General features: G+C 63.9%; 18 protein-coding genes. 8 read left to right on the top strand and 10 right to left on the bottom strand.

Annotated features, from left to right (window positions below; genetic code table 11):
• Nucleotides 1-64 precede the first annotated feature (64 nt).
• From ACR9Y2_RS14115 to ACR9Y2_RS14100, 4 genes are read left to right on the top strand one after another with little or no spacing between them, the layout of a single operon-like run.
• Nucleotides 65-1,159: a hypothetical protein gene (locus ACR9Y2_RS14115; protein WP_435041982.1), complete on the top strand. Its 1,095-nt coding sequence runs from the start codon at nucleotides 65-67 to the stop codon at nucleotides 1,157-1,159.
• Nucleotides 1,122-2,381 carry an ABC transporter substrate-binding protein gene (locus ACR9Y2_RS14110; protein ID WP_435041980.1) on the top strand — a complete coding sequence of 420 codons (1,260 nt, stop codon included), beginning with the start codon at nucleotides 1,122-1,124 and terminating at the stop codon, nucleotides 2,379-2,381. Before ACR9Y2_RS14115 ends, ACR9Y2_RS14110 begins: the two co-directional genes overlap by 38 nt.
• Nucleotides 2,378-4,144, top strand: a complete 1,767-nt coding sequence (locus ACR9Y2_RS14105; protein ID WP_435041979.1) for an ATP-binding protein — start codon at nucleotides 2,378-2,380, stop codon at nucleotides 4,142-4,144. Before ACR9Y2_RS14110 ends, ACR9Y2_RS14105 begins: the two co-directional genes overlap by 4 nt.
• Nucleotides 4,141-5,493 carry a sigma-54-dependent transcriptional regulator gene (locus ACR9Y2_RS14100; RefSeq protein WP_435041978.1) on the top strand — a complete coding sequence of 451 codons (1,353 nt, stop codon included), beginning with the start codon at nucleotides 4,141-4,143 and terminating at the stop codon, nucleotides 5,491-5,493. The genes ACR9Y2_RS14105 and ACR9Y2_RS14100 overlap by 4 nt, the downstream gene beginning before the upstream one ends.
• Nucleotides 5,494-5,533: 40 nt before the next feature.
• Here ACR9Y2_RS14100 and ACR9Y2_RS14095 read toward each other — a convergent pair whose 3' ends face one another.
• Both ACR9Y2_RS14095 and ACR9Y2_RS14090 read right to left on the bottom strand, forming a co-directional pair.
• Nucleotides 5,534-6,406 carry a pirin family protein gene (locus ACR9Y2_RS14095; protein WP_435041977.1) on the bottom strand — a complete coding sequence of 291 codons (873 nt, stop codon included), beginning with the start codon at nucleotides 6,404-6,406 and terminating at the stop codon, nucleotides 5,534-5,536.
• A gap of 60 nt (nucleotides 6,407-6,466) precedes the next feature.
• The gene (locus ACR9Y2_RS14090) at nucleotides 6,467-6,934 is read right to left on the bottom strand and encodes a MarR family winged helix-turn-helix transcriptional regulator (RefSeq protein WP_435041975.1); all 468 of its coding nucleotides are present in this window, start codon (nucleotides 6,932-6,934) and stop codon (nucleotides 6,467-6,469) included.
• An 89-nt stretch (nucleotides 6,935-7,023) separates the two neighbouring features.
• Here ACR9Y2_RS14090 and ACR9Y2_RS14085 point away from each other — a divergent pair, with 89 nt between their 5' ends.
• The gene (locus tag ACR9Y2_RS14085) at nucleotides 7,024-7,497 is read left to right on the top strand and encodes a DinB family protein (protein WP_435041973.1); all 474 of its coding nucleotides are present in this window, start codon (nucleotides 7,024-7,026) and stop codon (nucleotides 7,495-7,497) included.
• 69 nt (nucleotides 7,498-7,566) lie between these two features.
• Here ACR9Y2_RS14085 and ACR9Y2_RS14080 read toward each other — a convergent pair whose 3' ends face one another.
• The gene (locus ACR9Y2_RS14080) at nucleotides 7,567-10,317 is read right to left on the bottom strand and encodes a GH116 family glycosyl-hydrolase (protein ID WP_435041972.1); all 2,751 of its coding nucleotides are present in this window, start codon (nucleotides 10,315-10,317) and stop codon (nucleotides 7,567-7,569) included.
• A 16-nt stretch (nucleotides 10,318-10,333) separates the two neighbouring features.
• Nucleotides 10,334-11,320: a hypothetical protein gene (locus tag ACR9Y2_RS14075; protein ID WP_435041971.1), complete on the bottom strand. Its 987-nt coding sequence runs from the start codon at nucleotides 11,318-11,320 to the stop codon at nucleotides 10,334-10,336.
• A gap of 245 nt (nucleotides 11,321-11,565) precedes the next feature.
• Between ACR9Y2_RS14075 and ACR9Y2_RS14070 the strand changes: the two genes are divergently transcribed.
• The gene (locus ACR9Y2_RS14070) at nucleotides 11,566-12,009 is read left to right on the top strand and encodes a hypothetical protein (RefSeq protein ID WP_435041969.1); all 444 of its coding nucleotides are present in this window, start codon (nucleotides 11,566-11,568) and stop codon (nucleotides 12,007-12,009) included.
• Nucleotides 12,010-12,081: 72 nt separating this feature from the next.
• Here the strand turns inward: ACR9Y2_RS14070 and ACR9Y2_RS14065 are convergent, their stop codons facing one another.
• The 4 genes from ACR9Y2_RS14065 to ACR9Y2_RS14050 all read right to left on the bottom strand — a co-directional run bounded on the left by ACR9Y2_RS14065 (nucleotide 12,082) and on the right by ACR9Y2_RS14050 (nucleotide 14,966).
• Nucleotides 12,082-12,717, bottom strand: coding sequence for a hypothetical protein (locus ACR9Y2_RS14065; RefSeq protein ID WP_435041968.1), 636 nt, complete (start codon nucleotides 12,715-12,717; stop codon nucleotides 12,082-12,084).
• A 94-nt stretch (nucleotides 12,718-12,811) separates the two neighbouring features.
• A complete protein-coding gene (locus ACR9Y2_RS14060) occupies nucleotides 12,812-13,426 on the bottom strand; it encodes a TetR/AcrR family transcriptional regulator (protein WP_435041967.1) in 615 nt (204 codons plus the stop codon).
• Nucleotides 13,427-13,428: 2 nt separating this feature from the next.
• Nucleotides 13,429-14,175 (bottom strand): ABC transporter permease, encoded by a 747-nt coding sequence (locus ACR9Y2_RS14055; RefSeq protein ID WP_435041965.1) that lies wholly within the window; start codon nucleotides 14,173-14,175, stop codon nucleotides 13,429-13,431.
• Nucleotides 14,172-14,966, bottom strand: a complete 795-nt coding sequence (locus ACR9Y2_RS14050) for an ABC transporter ATP-binding protein (protein ID WP_435041964.1) — start codon at nucleotides 14,964-14,966, stop codon at nucleotides 14,172-14,174. The genes ACR9Y2_RS14055 and ACR9Y2_RS14050 overlap by 4 nt, the downstream gene beginning before the upstream one ends.
• 120 nt (nucleotides 14,967-15,086) lie before the next feature.
• Here ACR9Y2_RS14050 and ACR9Y2_RS14045 point away from each other — a divergent pair, with 120 nt between their 5' ends.
• Together ACR9Y2_RS14045 and ACR9Y2_RS14040 are read left to right on the top strand one after the other, a co-directional pair.
• The gene (locus tag ACR9Y2_RS14045) at nucleotides 15,087-15,425 is read left to right on the top strand and encodes a PadR family transcriptional regulator (protein WP_194448852.1); all 339 of its coding nucleotides are present in this window, start codon (nucleotides 15,087-15,089) and stop codon (nucleotides 15,423-15,425) included.
• Nucleotides 15,426-15,430: 5 nt separating this feature from the next.
• Nucleotides 15,431-18,058 (top strand): ADOP family duplicated permease, encoded by a 2,628-nt coding sequence (locus ACR9Y2_RS14040; protein WP_435041963.1) that lies wholly within the window; start codon nucleotides 15,431-15,433, stop codon nucleotides 18,056-18,058.
• 59 nt (nucleotides 18,059-18,117) lie between these two features.
• Here ACR9Y2_RS14040 and ACR9Y2_RS14035 read toward each other — a convergent pair whose 3' ends face one another.
• Nucleotides 18,118-18,768 (bottom strand): PepSY-associated TM helix domain-containing protein, encoded by a 651-nt coding sequence (locus ACR9Y2_RS14035; protein ID WP_435041962.1) that lies wholly within the window; start codon nucleotides 18,766-18,768, stop codon nucleotides 18,118-18,120.
• 3 nt (nucleotides 18,769-18,771) lie between these two features.
• Nucleotides 18,772-20,289, bottom strand: coding sequence for a DUF2271 domain-containing protein (locus tag ACR9Y2_RS14030; protein WP_435041960.1), 1,518 nt, complete (start codon nucleotides 20,287-20,289; stop codon nucleotides 18,772-18,774).
• Nucleotides 20,290-20,293: the final 4 nt, after the last annotated feature.

Below are 20,293 nucleotides of genomic sequence, written 5' to 3'. Positions count from 1 at the left end.
GGAGCGCTATGGGGGCGGGCAGGAAATGGCCCGTCCCCGTGTGCATTCTGCTATGATCCGGGCGTTGATCCAAAAAGTCATTGCGGTGCTGTTTTTCGTCTCGCAAATCGTGTTTGCGCAGACGCTGGATGAGACCGCGCAGGCATTGGGCCGCAGGGTGGCAGCCCGCATCCCGGCGGGCACCGCGGTGCACCTGACCGGCCGGAACCTCTCCAGCCTGAGCAATGCAGACCTCGCCGTGGCGCAGCGGGCGATCGACCGCGCCTTGCGGCGTCGGACCCCGCGCCAGGCTCCGGTGGCGGAAGTGCGGCTGACACTCTCAGAAAGCCCAAGGGAATTCCTGTTGATTGTGGAAATCCGGCGCGACAGTGAACGCGAAGTGGAGATGGCGCCCTACCGGCCACCAGCGTTGGTCACATCGAATCTGCCCACTTTGGAACGGCGCTTGTTGTGGGAGCAGGAACGCCCCATTCTTGACGCATTGCTGGCGCAGGACCGCCTGGTCGTGCTCGATCCGGAAAAGGTGACAGTATACACACGCCGGTCCGGCATCTGGGAACCCAGTTCCACACGCGAACTGGAAATGCCGGCGGTGCGCGATCCGCGCGGCCGGTTGCTGCTCGAAGCGGAGAACCTTCGCGTGCTGGCCCCGGGCCTGAGTTGCCGCGGCCCCTGGCAACCGGCGCTCGATTTGAACTGCGACAACCAGGTGGCCGGGTTCGAAGCGGGTCCCACCGCGGCTCACTTCACCCCGGCGCGCAACAGCCTGGAAACCGAGGGTTGGCCGGCCTTCTACTCCTATGCCCGGCTGGGCACACCCGCCAGGCCCTTACACCTGCTCTCGGGCCTCGACGGCCGGACTCATTTGTACAACCAGGATCAGCGCCCGCTGGCCGCAATCGACGATTGGAACAGCGACTTTGCACCAGCCTGCGGCGGGCAGGTGCTGGCGGCCAAAGCCAGCACAAGAGCTGGACTCGATGTCGTCACCGCCTACCGCATCGCGGATGGCCGGGCAGTGGAGACCTCGGAGCCCTCGGAATTGCCAGGTTTGGTGACCGCGATCTGGCCCTCTCCGGGCGGCGCTCTCGTGGTTTGCCGCATGGCCAATTCAGGAAGATATGCAGCGTATAGCCTTACTCTGGATTGCAGCCGCTAACCTGCTGGCTGCAGGGCAGCGACCGCACTACGGCGGGACGTTGAGAATCGAGATCCGCGCGGTAGTGCGCAATCTCGACCCCACCGACATTGCCATCGAGCCGGCGGAGGCTGCCGCCAAGGAACAATTGATCGGACAGGTGTACGAGACGCTCGTCCGGCTGGACGATCGCGGCGAGCCCCAGCCCTTGCTCGCCACTGCTTGGATCCACGACACCGCGCGCAGGAAGTGGGTCTTCTCGGCACGCTCGAAGGTGCAGTTTCACAATGGAGTACCGTGGGCGCCGCCCGGAGGAGTCATCAGCATTGCGGACGACCGGCCCATCGAGCAGATTTTGCGGGATCTCGCCCGGCCCAGGAATGCGCTGGTGATCCGCGGATCGGACGGCGCGCTGGTCGGCACGGGCCCGTTCAGGCTGGCGCAGTTCGAACCCAACACGAGTATCGTCCTGGCCGCGAATGAAAACTATTGGGGCGGACGGCCGTTCCTGGACTCCATTGAAATCCGCATGGGCCGCCCACTGCGCGAGCAGGCACTGGACTTCGAGATGGGACGCGCGGATATCGCGGAGATCCTCATCACCGAGGTGAGGCGCGCCCGGCAGCGGGGGAGCATCGTGCTGCAATCGCCGCTGCTGGAGACGCTCGCGATCGTCTTCGACAACGCCGCCACCCCCGCTCAGAGGGAAGCTGTCGCATTGTCCCTGGACCGCAGCGCCATCCAAAGTGTGCTGCTCCAAAAGTGGGGTGAGACCAGCGGAGCCCTGGCGCCGCAGTGGCTTAGTGGCTATGCCTTCGTCTTCCCGACAGACCGGGATCTCATCAAAGCCAGGCAATTGGCCGCCGGATCCGCACCGCTCTCGTTCTCGTACGACCGGCAGGATCCCGTCCTGCAAAGCGTGGCGGAACGGATCGCCTTAAATGCGGCCGAAGCGGGCCTGACGCTGCGGACCACGACCGGCAGCCCCGGACTGCGGCTGATCCGGCTGCGCGCCACCCAACCCGATCTCGAATGGACGCTCGACCAGTTCGCCCTGGCGCTACCGCCTGTCCAGCGGGCCGCTAGCGGATGGGAGCGGGAGCAGGCGCTGCTGGAGGGGTTCCGGGTGATCCCCATCGTCCACCTGCCGGCCTCCTATCTGGTGAATCCGCGTGTTCGGCAGTGGAACCCGGCCGTACGCTGGACCCTAGCCGACGTGTGGCTGCCTGAGGCGCGTCCATGACATTCCGCACGAAACTTCTGCTTATCACCTCGCTCACCGTCACGGGCAGTGTGGCTCTCGCTACAGGAGCCATTTCGCTTTGGACGCGCCTTACGTTTGAGCGGATGGACCTGGACCGGCGACAGACCGCGCTGCGCCAGTTCCAGAAAGATCTCTCGATGCGTGGCCAGGAGGTGGCGGCGCGGGTCCAGAAGGCGGCTGCCTCAGAAACAGCGATCCGTGTCGCGATTGAGGCAAACCGGGCCGCCCCCGACCTGTCGCTGCTGCTCAACGACGCGCGCACGCTGGCCGAGACGCAAAGCCTCGACTTCCTTGATCTGGTCCAGCCCGACCTCTCCATCCTTTCCTCCGCTCATTGGCCCGCCCGGTTCGGCTATAAGAATGATTGGGCTGGCGCCGAGAACGGCCGAACCTCGCCGGATCCGTTCTTGACTCGAGTCCCGACACAGGAAGGCAGCGCCGCCGCGCTGGCCGCGGTCCGGACGGTGAACGCGGGCGAAAAGAAGATCCTTGTACTCGGCGCCGAGCGGCTGAATCCATCGTTCTTAGCCTCGATCGGCGCCAGCCCCGGCACCCGCGCCATGCTGTGGCTGTCCGACCAGGAGGTGTTCGACGCGAATGGCCCCCTGGCTCAAGGAATGCGGCTTGCCTCGCTGGCCGGCGAAGTGGAGCGCACCGGCAAGCCCGCCAACGCCACCATACAGTGGGACGCATCCAATGAGAGCGCCGAAGCGCTGCAGGCCATGCCGTTCCTCAGCGGCGGCAAAGTGGTGGGCGTCCTTTTCATCGGGACATCACTGAGAGAGCAGATCCGGCTGCAGCGCTCGATCCTGTGGACCGGCCTGCTGGTGGGCGCATCGGGCATCCTGCTGGGGTTGCTCACCGGATTGTGGACCACGGAACGCGTGACGCGGCCCGTCAAACTGCTGGCTGCCGGCGCCAAGGCCGTGGCCGGCGGGGATCTGAATGCGCAGGTGACCATCTCGCCCGGAGACGAGATCGGCGATCTGGCCGAATCGTTCAACGCGATGACCGTGCAGCTCTCGGAACAGCGAGCCCGCGCCATCCAGGCAGAACGTGTCGCTGCTTGGCGCGAGTTGGCCCGGCGGCTCGCGCATGAATTGAAGAATCCTCTATTTCCACTGCAGATTACGGTGGAGAATCTGCGCAAGGCGCGTGCCCACCATCCGCAGCAATTTGAGGAGGTGTTCGAGCAGTGTACCTCTACCCTGCTCGCCGAGCTCGGCAATTTGCGCGGCATCGTCGACCGCTTCAGCGACTTCGCCAAGATGCCGCAGCCCACCAAAGGGCCAGCCGAGTTGAATGAGGTGGTGCGGGGCGTCGTGCGTCTGTTCGAAGCCCAGTTTGCCGCGCGGACAACGGCACCCATCGAACTCGCCCTGCAGCTCTCCGTCGAGCCGCTGCCCGTCCAGCTCGACCAGGAGCAGATGGGCCGTGCGCTGAAGAATCTGGTGCTGAATGCCATGGATGCCATGCCGGCCGGCGGCACACTCCGCATCCTCACCGCGCAAGCCGGCGGCAGTGTCTCCCTGGAAGTTTCCGATAGTGGCCAGGGTTTGACGCAGGAAGAGTGCGAGCGGCTGTTCACGCCCTACTACACAACGAAACGCCACGGCACCGGCCTGGGGCTGGCCATCGTCCAGAGCGTCGTCAGCGACCACCAGGGTAAGATCAGCGTGACCAGCGAGCCGGGCAAAGGCGCGCGTTTCCTGATCACGCTGCCCACTGGGAGGATCGAGTGAGCCACCTGCTGATTGTCGACGACGAAGCCAATACCCTGGCATCGCTCTCTCTCGCCTTCCGCCTGGCCGGCCACCAGACGACTCTCGCCGACAGTGCCCAGCGCGCATTGGAATGTGTCCGCACGCAGGTCTTCGACCTCATCCTCTCGGATGTGGTCATGCCGGATAAGGACGGCATCGCCCTGCTGGAAGAGATTCGGGGGCTGGGCATTTCCACGCCGGTGATCATGGTCTCGGGCCAGGCTACCGTCGACATGGCCGTGCGCGCCACGAAGTTGGGCGCACTCGACTTTCTGGAGAAACCGCTCTCCACCGACCGGCTGCTGCTGGCGCTCGACAACGCTCTCAAGCTGACCCGCCTCGAAGCCGAGAACCGCGAATTGCGGCAGCGTGTGGGCCGTCACGAGATCGTCTGGAAGAGCGACGCCATGCGCCGGGTGATGACCCAGGTGGAACGTGTCGCCAGCGGCGAGTCGCGCGTCTGCATTCTCGGCGAGACCGGCACGGGAAAGGAGCTCATCGCCCGGGCTGTCCACGAGAAGAGCCACCGCCGGGGCGGCCCTTTCATCACGCTGAACTGTGCAGCCGTCCCGCAGGAGCTGATCGAGTCGGAGCTGTTCGGCCACGAGAAGGGATCGTTCACCGGAGCCACCTCCCGCCAGTTGGGCAAATTCGAACAGGCTCATGGCGGCACCTTGTTTCTCGACGAGATCGGCGACATGCCGGCCGTGATGCAGGCCAAGTTCCTCAGGGTGCTGGAGGAGGGAGAGATCGAGCGCATCGGCTCCAGCAGCACGGTGCGCGTAGACGTCCGGGTGGTCGTCGCCACGCATCGCAACCTCGAGGAGCAAGTGCGCGCGGGCAGCTTCCGCCAGGATCTCTTCCACCGCGTCTACGTCATCCCGGTCCAACTGCCGCCGCTGCGTGACCGCAAGGGCGACATTCCGGTACTGGTGGAGCATCTGGCGGCGCAGATCAGCCAGCAAAACGGATGGCGCGTGCGGGGCTTCACCAGCGGAGCGCTGCAGGCGCTGGAAGGATATTCCTGGCCGGGCAATGTCCGCGAGCTGCGCAATGCAGTAGAACGGGCGCTGCTGCTGGCCGAAGGCGACGTGGATGAGGAGGCCGTGCGCCTCTGCCTGCCGCATTCGAGGGAAGCTGGCGCGGCGACCGGGACGCTGGCCGCCCGGATGGACGCCTTCGAGAAAGAGACCATCCTCCAGGAGCTGAAACGCCAGCAGTACAACATGACGGAGACGGCTCGGGCGCTGGGCCTGGAACGCAGTCATCTCTACAAGAAATGCGCGCAGGCGGGCATCGAAGTCGAGTCGCTGCGCAAAGGGCAGTAAATAGGCCCGGCAGTCACGCCGGGCCATTTTCGCGATCCGCTTAGCTCAGCCGCCCCATCCTGCCGGCGTTGAAGTCTTCAATCGCCTGCATGATCTGCTCGCGGGTGTTCATGACGAACGGGCCGTAGCTGGCCACGGGCTCGTTGATGGGCTCGCCGCCCAGAATCAACAGGGTCGTGTCTTCCAGGGCCTCCACTGCAATCAGTCCGCCATGTGTGGTGAAGGTCGCGATCTGCGCCTCACCCTTGACGGTCTTCTCTCCGTTCAAGGTCACGCCGCCGCGCAACAGCACGACCGCCGCATTGTGGCCCTCAGGCACCGGGATCTCGACCTTGGCGCCCGCCTTCATCCGCAGGTCGAACAACTCCACCGGAGTGACGGTCCGAGCGGCGCCCTGCGCATCCGCCCAGGAACCGGCGATGATGCGGGCCGTGGCGCCTTCGCCGAGATCGACCACCGGAATCTGCGCGCTCTCGATGCCCTGGTAGCGCGGCTTCGACATCTTTTCCTTGGCCGGCAGGTTCACCCAAAGCTGCACCATCTCAAAGATGCCGCCCTTCTTCGTAAACTCCGCCTCGTGCATCTCTTCGTGGACCACACCCGAAGCAGCGGTCATCCACTGGACGTCGCCCGGTCCAATCACACCGGAGTTGCCGGCGGAATCACGATGCGCCACTGAACCCTGGTACGCAATCGTCACCGTCTCAAACCCGCGGTGCGGATGCTCGCCCACGCCCCGCGGCCGGGCCGCCGGTTCAAACATGCGCGGGCCGGCGTAGTCCAGCATCAGGAACGGACTCACCTCGCCGTTCAGGCCGTTCGAAGGAAACAGGTTGCGTACCGGGAAACCATCGCCCACCCAGTGCGTGGAACCGGAGCCGTGGACACCAGTCAGTTTTTTGAATTCGCTCATATTCATCCTCATTTCTTTTGCCACTCTGTTGCTCATTGGGGATGCGCAGCCCACCGTTCTCTAAGAAGGCGGGCGCAGCAACGCCCCGGCCCCCAGGCCCAGCTTGCGCAGCAGATGGATCAGGGTCACCTGCTCTTCTTCCGAAATCACCGCGGCCGCGCATTCCATGTCTTCCGAGTGGGCGGCGAAGAGCTTCTCCGCCAACTCCGAGCCAGCCTGGGTCAGTGAGACGATACGGGCCCGGCGGTCTTTCGCATCGTTGCACCGCTGGACCAGGCCGCGCTCTTCCAGACGATCCACCGCCGTGGTGATCGAGCCGCTGGTCAGCAATACCTTTCGGCCCAGTTGGTTCACCGGCAGCGATCCCTTATGCAGCAGCGCCTCAAGCACCGCGAAGTCGCTCTTGCCGATGCCCATCGATTCGATGCTTCTTACCGCGTGCATCTCAATCACATGTGCCGCCCGCGAGAGGACCAGCCAAAGATGAACCGCCAGAGCCTTGTGATCAGTTGGATTGCCGTTCTGCATCTTGTTCTCTTGACATAGAGATGCTTGATATCAAGAAAAGATTCAAGCGGTCGAGCACCACCGCCGGGTGTGTGCTACATTCGACCCCTATGAACCCCTATGCTTCCTTCACAGGCGGGGGCGATCCCCAGCAAATCATTGCCGGGACGCCTGCGCGGCTACAGGAGTTGTTCACTAGTCTGGGACCCGAGCGTGCCAATGTTCCGCCGTCCGAGGGCAAATGGAACGCTCGGGAGATCCTCTGTCATCTTGCGGACACCGAAATCGTTTTCGCTTTTCGTTTGCGGCAATCCATCTCCGACGAACATCACATCATCCAGCCGTTCGACCAGGACCGGTGGGCGTTCTCTTATGCCCCCTATTCCACGGAAGCCGCACTCACGACTTTCAGTACGGTGAGGCAATGGAACATAGCCTTCATCCATTCCATCCCGCCCGCGGATTTCTCGAAACTCCTCACACACCCTGAGCGGGGCACCATGTCCTTTGGGGTTTTGGTGGAAACGATGGCGGGGCACGACATCAATCACTTGCGTCAGATTGAGGCAATCGCCGCGCGCTGACGAGGGTCGTAACAAAGTCGGAGGCGGCGGACCGGTTGAATGATCCTCCGCCTCCGTGGGCACCGGAGCCTAGACCGAGAGCGTCAACGTTTCCCCACTCGCGATCTCCAGCGGTTCAGCAAATACGAAACGAACCCGCTTCCCTTCCCGCTTCACCTCGTGGACCAGCTTGCGGTGGCCGATGCTGGCTGCCGAGGTTCCGCCGGACGGAACGTCGCCGGACACCTCAACCGTCCGGCACGACAGCTTGCCTTCCGTGACCGAGACTGAGAGCTGAGTACGCCCGCCCTTCATCGAGTGGGCAAACATGCCCCAGCCGCCGCCGGTCGACCAGAACGACGTGAAGTTCTCGGGCCGGATTCTCGGCATGACGGCGAGGCTGCCGGCGCCGCCGTGATACTGGAAGCCTGTCAGAGCCAGCACGCCGGACCACGCCGACATCGCGCGCGCATAGTGGTGGCCGCACTCGATCTCGTCCCAGGGATTGCGCTTCTCTCCGTCGTATCGCCGGCGTACGTCCTCGAAACACTGCGTACCCTCACTGACCATTCCAGCGGCGATGAGCTGAGTCCCGAACAGGTACTCGATGCCCGTCCATGCCTCCGAGGCATAAGGAAATGGGATGCGCGGCCGCTTGCCCGCCGCATAATCACAGATCAGTACCGCCGCCTCGTCGTTCAAGGCGTAGATCCGCTCCACCGAATCGTGATTGGTGAGGGTGGAGCGATGGTTGTAGCGGTAGATGCTCTCCAGGGTCTTGCGGATGTGCGCGGGGTCAAGCAACGGCCCCAGTCCGGCCAGATCTGCCAGATACTGCCCGATCAATTGGTCGGTCAGGCAGCCCTCGCCCAATTGGAAATCCGGATGCTCCGGATCCTCAGCTCCCCCGGTGGAGCGTAGCGGCTGCGCGATCTTCGCCACCGGCATCCCTTGGATCTTCTGGATGTAGTGTTGGCCATTGAACAGGTTCGCGTCGATCCAGCGGCTGCCGGCTTGGAACAGGCCCGCGCACCGCCGGACGAACTCGGTGTCGCCCGTGGCACGGCCCATCTCTTCGCAGGCCCTCAGTCCGCCCAGATAGTAGACGCCGCACATCGGATTCGGCCCATAGAACTCGACGTCGTAAGTGTTGTGCTGGACACCTTCGGCCACACCATCGCGATCGCCATCCCAGCCGCCTTCGACCCACGCGAATTCCATGGCCTGTTTGATCTTCGGCCACATACTCCTCAGCCAGGCCTCGTCGCCGGAAAGCCGGTAGTCCAGATAGGCCTTGATGATCTGCCCCATCGTGCCATCGGCCGCGGTCGTCCCGGAAGTCTGCTTCTTCTCCGGAATCATCAGACGGATGGGGATCACACCTTGCATCGCCGCGCCGAGTTCAAAGGCTGACTCTCGCATCGAACGCGCCAGCGACGGGAACAGATGCTGCGTCGCCACCTCATAGTTCCATACATGCGTGCAGTTGCCGAAGCAGCAGCCGCGCTCATCGTCGATCCCCTCGAAGCCGCGGAACTTGCCATCAGCCGTTCGGAAACAGGTATTCGTCACCAGGGTGGAGAGGTTGGCAGTCGCAGCGTCCTTCACAGCGGCGGGCAGCGTCGATGCGCGGATGGCAGCCGTGAACGCACGGGTCCGTTTCTCCAAGGGCGGCAGGTGCGATGCCGTGTACTCGGCCACCTTCCAGGCATCCGCGAAACGCTGTGCGTAGTAGTTGCCGATCACAACATTCTCGTCGCCCTGTGGCGCCACCCAGCCGCACCAAGCGGGCGTCCGGTTGGGAAAATGCCAGGCCAGCAGGAACGTGAAATTAGCCTCGGCACCTGGAGCGATGGTCCTCTGCAGGCAGAGTGACCCCACCGTATTCCGTGACTCCGGCTCAGGCCCCAGCTGCCCATCGTCCGAGAAGTCATCCCAGAAGAGCAGCGGGCTGGCCCACCACTTCGCTTTCTGCCAGCCGCGTAGATGCGTCACCTTTCCATCGCCCGCGTTCAGGATGCAGAGCGCAACGGAACCAGTCATCGGAGCGCCGGCTTCGGCCTTGGCATCGGTCATCATCAGGCCGTGCAGCCCCTCGCCCGTCCGGAATTCATTTGTGCGAGCCTGCTCCGGAGCCCGTCCACGCTCCTGTCGCGCACGCGGGTTCAAGCCGACCGGATTATCCATGGAGTAGGCGATCGACACCTTGGCCGCCACCTTACCCGGATTCGTCACCCTGTACCGCAGCACGGCCACCGGCAGCCCGGAATCGTCGGGCTCCAAGGGGATGAAGGGCGTGAAGGCCTCCAGCTTCACTTTTACCGGCAGCGTCCGGTCTCGGAATTCAATCCCCGCCATGGGGAACTCGCCCGTGAACTTCGCGTCCTCCAGCCGAGTCAACCCCGATACCTGGGCCGGATCCAAACCCCGGCCCACCTGATAGGGCGAGAGCAGCCGCGCTTCCAGTACTCGAGCCACCGGCTTGCCCGTGCCAGTCTGCGCCCAGATGCTCGGGAACGTGTAGTTCAGCAATCGTCCCTTCTCCGGACGATTGAAAATCTCCCAATCCCGCAGTTGTCCACGCCCGCCCAGGCTCACACTCCCCGCGCCTACACCGCCCAGCGGAAAAGCGATGGTCGCTAGTTGCCGGCCGCGGAAAGAGCGTGGGTACTCGAAAGCGCTGGACGCAGTCCCCAACCCCGCGGAAGCAGCCGGCTGCACGCCAGCAGCAGCCTGCCCAGCCGCCGTCTGCTCCAAGGCCGGCACCGCCGCAGCGCCCAGAGCCACCGTCCTCAGAAAGCCTCTTCGACCGGGACCACCGTCACTCTGCTTTCGACTCATGAATCCTCGCTCTCCGCTAACGGGCTCCGTTCGTCATCCGGACCAACGGAAGAATCACCTGGTCCAACGCAGCATCCGTCTTCGCATTCAGACGCACATTCTTGTGCAGACTCCAGCTCTCCACGTGCTCCACCGTCTGCCCTGGCTGTAATTTGGTCAGCGGACCCACCGTCTCCACTTCCAGAAACTCATCGTTCGTGAACGTCTCGAACGAACAGCCGAAGTCTGGATAGGTCTTAGTCGGATCAGCCTTCACCCGTTTGACGAACGCCTCTCCGTTCAGCACATATACGGCCCACGTATCCGCATTGAACGTCCCCAGCTTCTGCGGTTCCGCATTGGCCGGGTCCTGGCGCAGCATCAGATACTTCTTCGTGAACGTCCAGCGCTTGTCCGCCAGATCCGTGTACGCCCACATGACCAGCGGATTCGTGGCTTCCAGATTCACCGGATGCTTTCCACGGGGCGGAAACCCGGTGACAGCCGTACCACCCTGGGCCATTTGTGTCAGCGCCCAGGCTGAGAACTCCAGCGGGAACAGCGAACCATTCGTGAGCCGGTGGATTACTGTGACGCCGCTGCCGCTGGCCGCCAGCCGGATCTCAATCTCTTTCTGGAGCCCTGTTAGCGGCTCTTTCGGCTCACGCGCGATCACCCCGTTTGCGGTCTGCCGAACATCCACTGGTACGTTGTCCGGAGCCCAGGTCGCCACGGGATCCTCCGGAGCCTTCCATAGCCGGTGGCCGCCCCGCGCCTGAAACTGCGCCTCCCCGCTCTTGCCCAGTTGCTCTTTGTATTCCTTGAACAGGTTCTGCCCGCCCACGAATCCAAAGCGAATCACACGAGGCCCGACGTCACCGGTCACCACCAGTTCCACCTCGCCGTTGCTGATGCGGTAGCTGTTGCGCCACCCCTGATAGTTCTGCTTCTCTACGGTGACAGCCGCGCTACAGACGAAACTGAGGCCTGCCAATGCGGCAATCGCCATTCCTACTTGCGCCATGGGCCTGGGAAGTCCTTTCGGTGACAAAGTCTGTGATGAACTGCGCGCCCAGCCCCTGTGAGGGATCCCATTCGCGACCTCAGCACGGACGCGGCTGACCGCCGTTGCGCAACACTCTATCACAGCAGTTCCTGGGGGTCCCCCACCGCTCACATCAGCACCCTCTGCACGGCGTAACCTGAAGGAGTCCCGCCAGTGTACGATGCATCTGCGCAGGGGCGAAGAAACAGGGTAGGATGGAAATCATGAGCGACGTCATTGCCGAGTATCAGCAGTGGAAACAAAAGGGAGGCGATCTGCGCGCCAAGGCCAAACTTGCCATGGAGGCCCGCTTCCGCGAACTGCTACAGGAGGCCGTGAAGCTTTCCGAGGAGTATCGCGCCGATTTCGGACCTGGCCTGAAGCCCCCGCCGGCTGTGACATCGTTCCGCTACAAAGCAGGCAAGTCGAAAAAGGCGGCTCCCGGCAAACAGGCTCCAGCAACCACACCAGCCCCAGCTGCGGCGCCTCCTAAAAAAGAACAGCCGCCGGCCAAACCGGATCCGAAGCTGCAGGGACTTCAGAAACGGCTGGCGGCGGCTCAGAAGAAGCTCGACACGGCCCAGGCGGCCGGCAAACCAACCCGCGATCTGGAAGACCGCGTGTACGAAATTGAGGACGCCTTGCGCGTCGCGGGCAGCACCGACTAGGCCCCTGACGCCGGAATCCACGGCGGCCATCTCAACGTGGAGGGCGCGCTCGTCGATAGGGCGCCAGGTCCGTTATGACCTCCGCCGCCGCAGCCAGCCCAGCAGCAACAGCGCGGGGCCAGCCAGCAGCGCAGTGGACGGCTCCGGCGTGGCCAGTGGATCTTGCGGCGTCGTCCCCGAGCTCACCCGGAACGCGTTCAGATAGCTGTCGCCATTCAGATGCCAGTTCACCGCGTTCGCCGAGAAACCGGGCTGCGTGTTGTGCCAACCGGTGGTGCCGCGGAACCCGCCGCTGTTGCCCCACCAGGCGCCCTGCGTGCCTTCACCCGCGCCGCTGATCACCATCCAATAGAGACCACCAGCCTGCAGTGAGGGGCCGTTCGAGAGGTTCAGTGTCGTAAGGTATCCGGTCAGGCTGAAATCGAGCGTGAAGAGATTCGCACCCGTCGGGCCCTCCTCGCCATTGTTGGCGACGATGTCCAGCCGATAGAGATTCTGCCCCGAGGTATGGCCCATGGCCAGGGTGATCTGGCTGATCTTCCCGTCCACGGTGGGCTCGAAGAGGTCCGCGACCACCTGGTCATAGACTCCGCCAATCGTGGATCCGGAAAGCTGATAGCTGTTGGCCGGACCCAGTGTGTCGTAGAGAGTGGCGCCGTGGGCGGCCACCGTGAGTAGTGCTCCGAGAGCGAGAACAGTGAGTTTCATGTTTCCTCACTGAAGAGACGCGCAGACACAATGCGATCCGGATCACCAGCTCATGAGATTTTCTCAATCGGCCTGCGTACCCACGCCGCCGGCCTCAGGACTTGGCGCGCTTTACCTTGCCGCGAGCGCCCGCCGCCTTCACACCGTAAGCCCGCCAGAACGCATCCACCACCCGCTCCGCCACCACCGTCGGCTTCTCCTTTGTGCCCTTGAAGAAGATGTACCAATACAGCACCGGGCCCAGCAGCAACGCCAGCGAGCCCTCGACATCGAGATCCTGCTCCAGTTCGCCCCGCTCAATCCCCAGCCGCAGCAGGTGCCTCAATTCGCGGCGCGGCGGCTCCATCACCATGTGCCGCCACGCCAGCCCGAACTCCGGATTCCGCGCCGAGTAAGCGATGCAGTGCGGCATGAACTTCTGGTGCACCTCGGCCCCTTCCGGGTTCCGGTAGGCCAGCACCGCGCGCACATCCGCCCGGGTATTGCCTGTATCGAAGGAGGGCCGCGCGTTCAGGCCGTTGATGTCGGCCATCACTTCGAGGATCAGCGCATCCTTATCAGCCCAGTGCTTGTAGATTGTCGCCTTGCTGACACCCGACTGCTCAGCTACCGAGTCCATGCTGGTGCCGTCGATGCCCCGCTCGGCAAAAAGTGCCAGCGCTGCATCCAGGACCTTTCGATGCGCACTGACGCTTCGTGTACGAGCCATGGTCAGACCTGAATCTTCGAGAATAAGTAGCTGCTCACGAACATCAGAACCGTCGCCACGCTGACAAGCACCAGCGCATCGAGGCCCAGGCTGAAATGGGAAACCCCAATCAGCGAAGTCCGCAGTCCATCCACTCCATAGGTTAACGGATCCAGCCTCGTAACCGCCGTCATCACGGAGGGCAGATTGCTCAGCGGATATAGCGCGCCAGACAGGAAGAAGATCGGCATCACCAGGAAATTCATGATCAGCTGGAAGCCCTGCATGTTCTCCAGGACGGATCCAATCGCCGTCCCCAGCGCGCTGAACACACAAGCGATCAGCACCATGAACAGCAGTGCGAACGGCAGCATCGCCGGGTTCGCAACCCGGAAGCCCGCCAGGAAACAGACCACCACCACCAGCAGGCCCTGGATCACGGCCACCGTCGCCGCACCAAGTGTCTTGCCCAGCATGATCTGGATCCGCGGCACCGGAGCCACCAACGTCTCCTTCAGGAAGCCGAACTGCCGGTCCCACAGCAGGCCGATCCCCGAAAACACCGAACTGAACAGCACCGACATCGCGATCACACCAGGCGCCACAAACTGCAGGTAGCTGCCCTGGCCGGCCTTCTGGAAGATGGGCCCCATGCCGAAACCCAGCGCAACCAGGTACAGCAGCGGCTGCCCCAGCGAAGCCACAATCTGCGCCCTCGACCGCACATAGCGCCGCAACTCTCTCAACCACAGGATGTACACCGTGCTCATCGTTTCTTGCTCCACATCTGGGCTACCTGCTTCAACTGGTCCGAAGACACATTGGCCGACTCGTCCCGGATCGACGAACCCGTGTACGCCAGGTACGCGTCTTCCAGTGAGGTGGTGTTCGTCTGCTGCTTCAAACTCTCCGGCGTCCCCTCAGCCACGATCTTCCCGTGGTCGATAATCGCGATCCTCTGCGCCACACGGTCCGCTTCGTCCATGTAGTGCGTGGTCAGGAACACGGTCACACCCTCTGACTTGTTCAGCATCTTTACCTGGCTCCAGAGCTGATTGCGGGTCTGCGGATCCAGGCCCAGCGTCGGCTCGTCCAGGAACAGGATCTTGGGCGTGTGCAGGAATGCACGCGCAATCTCCAGCCGGCGCTTCATGCCGCCCGAGAACATCTTCGCCTGATCGTTTCGCCGCTCCCACAACTCGAACGTGCGCAGCAGTTCCTCGGTCCGGGCAATGCGCGTCTTGCGCGGCACGTGATACATCACGCCGTGCAGCTCCATGTTCTCGTACGCCGTCATATCGCCGTCCAGGCTCGGGTCCTGGAAGACGATTCCAAAGCGCTTCCGCACTTCATTCGCGTTGTCGGATGGATGCAGACCGTCGATTTGTAACTGACCGCTCGTCCGCGTCAGCAACGTGGTCAGCATCTTGATGGTGGTCGTCTTCCCAGCCCCGTTGGGTCCCAGAAAGGCGAAAATCTCGCCCTGGCCCACCTGGAAGGAAATGCTGTCAACCGCCGTGAAGTCGCCGTACTTCTTGCAGAGATTTTCCACTCGGATCATACCTGCCGTAGGCCTCCTTGCACCTCAGTGGAATACTAAACGGTTCAGTTCATTAATGTCAATAACGCGCGCTGGATCTTAATAGTAGTTTCTCTACCGGTGGAATGATAAACTGACTCCATGGCCGCACCGCCCAAACCTGTCGACATCCTCCAGGGAACCCTCAACATGATGATTCTCCAGATCCTGCTGCCGGGCAAAGCTAACGGCTACGAAATCGCCAAGCTCATCGAGCAACGCTCCGACGAACTGCTGCAGGTGGACCACGGCTCGCTCTACCCGGCCCTCCGCCGCCTCGAGTCCAAACAGCTCATCAAGGCGGAGTACGAGGTGTCCCCCACCAACCGCCGCGCCCGTTACTACAGCCTCACCCCCGCCGGCCGCAAACAGGTGGCCCTGGAACATTCCCGCTGGCAGACCCTGGTCCACGCCATCACACGCGTCATGAGGCCAGCCTAAGCCCCATGCTCTCGCGCTTCTTCAACCGCTTCCGCAACGACCGCGGCCTCGACGACGAACTCGCCAGCCACCTCGCCCAGTTGAGACAGGAGCGTCTCGACGCCGGCGACACCCCGGAACAGGCCGAACTTTTCGCCCGCCGCCGCCTCGGCAACCCCACGCTCATCCACGAAGACGTCTACGAATCCACCCCTCTGCAACCCTTCGAAACCGCCCTGCGCCACGCGTCCTTCGCCCTGCGCACCTTCCGCCGCAACGGCTCCGCCTATCTGTTCGCTATCGCCATTCTTTCTCTTGGCATTGGAATGAGCGTCACCATGTTCTCGCTCGTCCAGGCCGTGCTTCTCAAGCCGCTGCCCTTCCCTGATCAGGACGCCATCCAGGTGATCTGGAAGCAGGACCAGGTCGCCGGAGTCGCGCTCGTCGAGCTCGCCTACCCCGAGCTCGGCGATCTGCAGGCCCTCAAAGCCTTCGACTCGGTCGCCCTCATGCCAACCACGCTCTACGGTTACGGCCGCGTCCTCGACACCGGCCACGGCGACCCCATCCAGCTCGAAGGCACCCCCGTCTCCCACGACTTCTTCCGCGTCCTCGGTGTCAAACCCGCCCTCGGCCGTGACTTCACCAACGCCGACGAGCAGGTCAACGCCGCCCCCGTCGTCATCCTCACCGATCACGTCTGGCGCAAACACTTCTCAGCCGACCCCGCCATCGTCGGCCGCCAGGCCCGTCTCAACGGCACGGGCGTCACCGTCATCGGTGTGACAGCGCCCGCCATCGACTTCCCACGCGGCGTCGACATCTGGCTGCCCCTCGGCGTCACGCCCATGAAGGAGCGCCGCGGAGCCACTTACCTCCAGGCCATCGCCCGCGTCCGGCCCGGCTACTCGGCCTCCGCCATCCAGTCGCAGGTCGCTGCTCTGTTCCAACGCCAGGCCCGCGACTACCCGCAGTTCTACTCCAACTCCCAGAAGGCCGTGGTCACCCCTCTGCCTCAATACTGGACGGGTTCCGCGCGCATCCACCTCTGGATCTCCCTCGGCGCCTCGCTGCTGCTGCTGATCGCCGCCTGCATCTGCGCCAGCAACCTGTTCCTCTCCCGAGCCCTCGCCCGCCGTCGCGAGATCGCCACCCGCACATCTCTGGGAGCCGCACCGCGTCACATCCTCGCCCAGTTCGCCGTGGAAGGCCTTACCGCCGCCGTCATTGCTGCTGTATCAGGAACATTACTCGCCTCAGCGCTGATCCGTCTGCTCGTCCTCTGGGCTCCCGCCGATATCCCGCGACTGACCGACGCCGCACTCGACCCCCGAGGACTCGCTTTCGCCCTCGCCGCCGCTACCCTGGCCGCCCTCGTCTGCTCCTTCGCCCCCGCCTGGCTGATCACCCGCCTTGACCTCGACGCCCTGCTCCGCGAAGGCGGCCAGCGCACCGCCGGCTCCCGCACCGGCAAACGCCTGCAGCGCGTCTTCGTCCTGGCCCAGACCGCGGCCACGGTCCTGCTGCTCTCCATCTGCGTGCTGCTGGTCGTCAGCTATCGAGCCATGCTCAACACGGACGTCGGCTTCGCCAACCGCGATACCGTCACCATGAACCTGGCCCTGCGCGGCTCCGGCCTGACACCCGAGTCGCGCGACACCTTCTACACCCAGCTCATCGAGAAGCTGCGCAACGCCCCCGGAGTCACCCACGCCGCCGCCGTCCTGCTGCGCCCGTTCGAAGGCAATGTCGGTTGGGACCTGCGCTATGAGTTCGACTTCGAGGCCGGCCGCCACCGCAACGAAGAGCTGCCCTCCGCCAACTACGAAGTAGTCACCCCCGGCTACCTCGCCACCGTTGGCACCCCCCTGCTCGAAGGCCGCGACTTCCGCCTCACCGACTTCGCAAAAGCCGAGCCCGTCGTCATCATCAGCAACGCCCTGGCCCGCCAACTCCGCAAATCCGGCCACGATCCCCTCGGACTCCGTCTCCGCTTCGGCCGCCGCCCCGACGACGTCTGGTGGAAAGTAATCGGAGTCGCCGCCGAGGCCCGCTATCGCCGCGTCACCGAGACCGGCGTTGACCTCTACGTGAACTATCTGCAGTCCGACGTGCCTACCAACTACCTCGTCGTGCGAGGCACACGACCCGCTCACGAACTGGTAGCCCTGGTCCGCCAGGCCACCGCTCAGCTCGATCCCCGCCAAGCCATCGCCGGCACCGCCACCCTGGGCGAACTCATCGAGAAGGATACGGCCCGCCATCGCTTCAACATGATCCTGCTGCTGTGGTTCGCCGCCTGTGCGGTCATCCTGGCCGCCGCCGGAGTCTACAGCGTCATCACCGAAAGCCTGGCCGTGCGCACCCGCGAGATCGCCCTGAAAGTGGCGCTTGGAGCCGGCCGCCGCAGGCTTCTAATGGAAATCACAGGCAGCGCGCTGCTGTTCGTAGTGCTTGGCGAACTGGTTGGCCTGGCCGCAGCCTACGCAGCCGGCCGGGCCGCCGAAGACCTGCTCTACACCGTGACCGCCGCTGACCCGCAAGTCCTCGCCTCGGTCTTCGCGTTCCTCTTCCTAGTCTCAGCAGCAGCCGCCTTGCAGCCGGCCTGGACCGCCGCCCAGAGCGACCCGCGCTCAGCCCTGCAATCCGACTAATCAAACCGCCAAGGTACATCCGCGAGCTGAAAGCTGAGAGCTGACCGCTGAAAGCGCCACTAAGGAACCCAGAGCCTATAGATGACGCAGCACAACGCTACACCGGCAGCCAGCGAAATCAACCCGGACATCCGCCGCTTCTGCAGGTAGAAGATCAGCACCAGGCCCGTCAGCGCCACCAAAGTCATCAGCACGGCCGACACATCAATGATCGCGGACCACACTTTGCCGCTGTCCCGCCCCTTGTGCAGATCGTTGAGAATCGCCACGACGCCCATGCGCGTCTCAGTGAACTCATACTTGCCCGTAGCCCGGTCTACAATCGCATCCGCCGTATACCCCGGTCCCTTGAACGAAACCGTGCATTGAAACTCGTCGATACGGAACTCACTCATCGCGGTCCGCACGCCATGGGCTTTCCTCAGCAGCTCGACAATCTCCAGCTTCGCGACGCTCTTCTCATCGGAGCCCCGCACCCATTTCACATCCACGCTGCCCTTGTACTGCACCGTCCGTTGCTGACCCTTCAACCACTCCGTGTGGTTCAGCGTCAGCCCCGTCACAGCGAAGAAGAACAGGATCCCGAAGCTCGCCATCGACAGGTAGATGTGCAGCCAGCGCGAAACCATCGCCAGCCGCCGCTTCCACGGAGCCATGCGGTGCCGGGTCACAGGCGGCTCCTCCACGGGTGTCGCAAACGCGCTGTGCATACCTCAGCGGCTCGCCTTCCGGTAGTCCAGCGACGCACCCGCAATCTCCGGATTCCCAGCCAACTGCACCTGCTTCGGAGCCCCGCTGAAATCCATCTCCTGCCGCATGATCTGGTACGTACCGTGCTCGCGCGCAGCCTCGATGCACACCGTGTACTTGCCCGGCTTCACGGCCTTCCCTTTATCGTCCTTCCCGTCCCAGCGCAGCGTGTACTTACCCGGAGGCCGCGTCGCACTCGACACAGAGCCCGTAATCTCAGTCCCCTCCGCCATCGCCCGCAGGCGGTCGCCCCGGTACCACGACTTCAGGTCCGGCAGCCAGCGATCCTTGTCGAACCACAGCGCAATCGTCCGCACCGGCACATGATCCTTGTCCTCAATCCACACCGCCACAAACGGCCGCCGTGCCCGAGCATCTTCGATCCGCGCCAACTCCAACTGCACCAGCAACTCCATCCCGCCCGCCGCCGGCGCCGAAACTGCGCCCTGGGCTCCCTTCGCCGCAAACCCCGCCGCCTGCACCCGGGGTGCCTCCAACCCGCTCCAGCCCGGGCTCGCCGTCCGCCGCCCACTCCGGTCCACAATCAGAAACTCCACATCTTCCATCGTCGAAGCCAGGGCCAGGCTCTCCGCCGGCGTCATCACGCAAAAAGCGGTAGCCAGTGCGCCCGCATCCACCGCATCCGGCGCGACCACCGTGGCGCTCACCACATCCTCCGCCGTCTCACCTGTCCGCGGATCCACGATATGCGAGTAATGCCGCCCGCCGATATCGAACCCGCGCCGGTAGTTCCCACTCGTCGCGACAGCCCTATCCGCTACACGCAGCCGCGTCAAAGCCGTGCCATTTTCCCCATCGGCCAAGGGATCCGCCACACCGACACCCTCCGTCCACGACCCGCGCACCACCAGGTCCCCGCCAATGTTCACGACCACTGCCCGTACGCCCTCACTCGCCAGGGCCGCCTCCGCCGCCCGATTCACGATGTAGCTCTTCGTGAACGAATTCAGCGCCAGCGCCGCCCCGCTCGTGTGCGTCGCCGTACCCGCCGCCTGGTCCAACGACCAATGCTGCTGCCGGACCTCAGCCACCGCCGCTGCCAGCTCTGTGCCGGCGGGAACCCGCCCCTGCGCCGCCGCCTGCTTCCAAACCCGGCTCACCACCTCAGCCGACGCGTCCAACGCACCGCCAGTCTTAGTCCGCCATTGATCGAACAGCCCCAGCACCTCCATCAGTTCCGGCGACACCCGCACCGCCTCGCCCGACGTCCGGGCCCAGCGGCTCACCTCGCTCTGCGCATCATACGAACTCAGGATCCGCGCCAGCCGGTCGATCTCTTTCAACGCCGCCGACTCCGCCGCTTCCGCCTCCGCGCGCGTCGCCGCAGAAACCTTCAACTCCATCGACGTCCCCAGCACGTTCTCGTGATGGAACGTCTGCAGGCGCTCGCGGCTCCCTGGCATGCTCGCCGCACTCATGGCCGGAAGAGTGAGGACAACTCCGGCAATCCAGACTGACATTGAT

Origin of the sequence: Paludibaculum fermentans (assembly GCF_051172195.1) — a bacterium.
Classification (GTDB): domain Bacteria; phylum Acidobacteriota; class Terriglobia; order Bryobacterales; family Bryobacteraceae; genus Paludibaculum; species Paludibaculum fermentans_A.
This window is presented reverse-complemented; position numbering and strand designations above follow the sequence as displayed.

Coding starts and splice junctions, on each gene's coding strand:
- ACR9Y2_RS14085 (WP_435041973.1), top strand. CDS start 7,024: ATGAACCCCTATGCTTCCTTCACAGGCGGGGGCGATCCCCAGCAAATC.
- ACR9Y2_RS14030 (WP_435041960.1), bottom strand. CDS start 20,289: ATGTCAGTCTGGATTGCCGGAGTTGTCCTCACTCTTCCGGCCATGAGT.
- ACR9Y2_RS14080 (WP_435041972.1), bottom strand. CDS start 10,317: ATGAGTCGAAAGCAGAGTGACGGTGGTCCCGGTCGAAGAGGCTTTCTG.
- ACR9Y2_RS14105 (WP_435041979.1), top strand. CDS start 2,378: ATGACATTCCGCACGAAACTTCTGCTTATCACCTCGCTCACCGTCACG.
- ACR9Y2_RS14050 (WP_435041964.1), bottom strand. CDS start 14,966: ATGATCCGAGTGGAAAATCTCTGCAAGAAGTACGGCGACTTCACGGCG.
- ACR9Y2_RS14070 (WP_435041969.1), top strand. CDS start 11,566: ATGAGCGACGTCATTGCCGAGTATCAGCAGTGGAAACAAAAGGGAGGC.
- ACR9Y2_RS14040 (WP_435041963.1), top strand. CDS start 15,431: ATGCTCTCGCGCTTCTTCAACCGCTTCCGCAACGACCGCGGCCTCGAC.
- ACR9Y2_RS14035 (WP_435041962.1), bottom strand. CDS start 18,768: ATGCACAGCGCGTTTGCGACACCCGTGGAGGAGCCGCCTGTGACCCGG.
- ACR9Y2_RS14045 (WP_194448852.1), top strand. CDS start 15,087: ATGGCCGCACCGCCCAAACCTGTCGACATCCTCCAGGGAACCCTCAAC.
- ACR9Y2_RS14055 (WP_435041965.1), bottom strand. CDS start 14,175: ATGAGCACGGTGTACATCCTGTGGTTGAGAGAGTTGCGGCGCTATGTG.
- ACR9Y2_RS14065 (WP_435041968.1), bottom strand. CDS start 12,717: ATGAAACTCACTGTTCTCGCTCTCGGAGCACTACTCACGGTGGCCGCC.
- ACR9Y2_RS14075 (WP_435041971.1), bottom strand. CDS start 11,320: ATGGCGCAAGTAGGAATGGCGATTGCCGCATTGGCAGGCCTCAGTTTC.
- ACR9Y2_RS14090 (WP_435041975.1), bottom strand. CDS start 6,934: ATGCAGAACGGCAATCCAACTGATCACAAGGCTCTGGCGGTTCATCTT.
- ACR9Y2_RS14060 (WP_435041967.1), bottom strand. CDS start 13,426: ATGGCTCGTACACGAAGCGTCAGTGCGCATCGAAAGGTCCTGGATGCA.
- ACR9Y2_RS14110 (WP_435041980.1), top strand. CDS start 1,122: ATGCAGCGTATAGCCTTACTCTGGATTGCAGCCGCTAACCTGCTGGCT.
- ACR9Y2_RS14095 (WP_435041977.1), bottom strand. CDS start 6,406: ATGAGCGAATTCAAAAAACTGACTGGTGTCCACGGCTCCGGTTCCACG.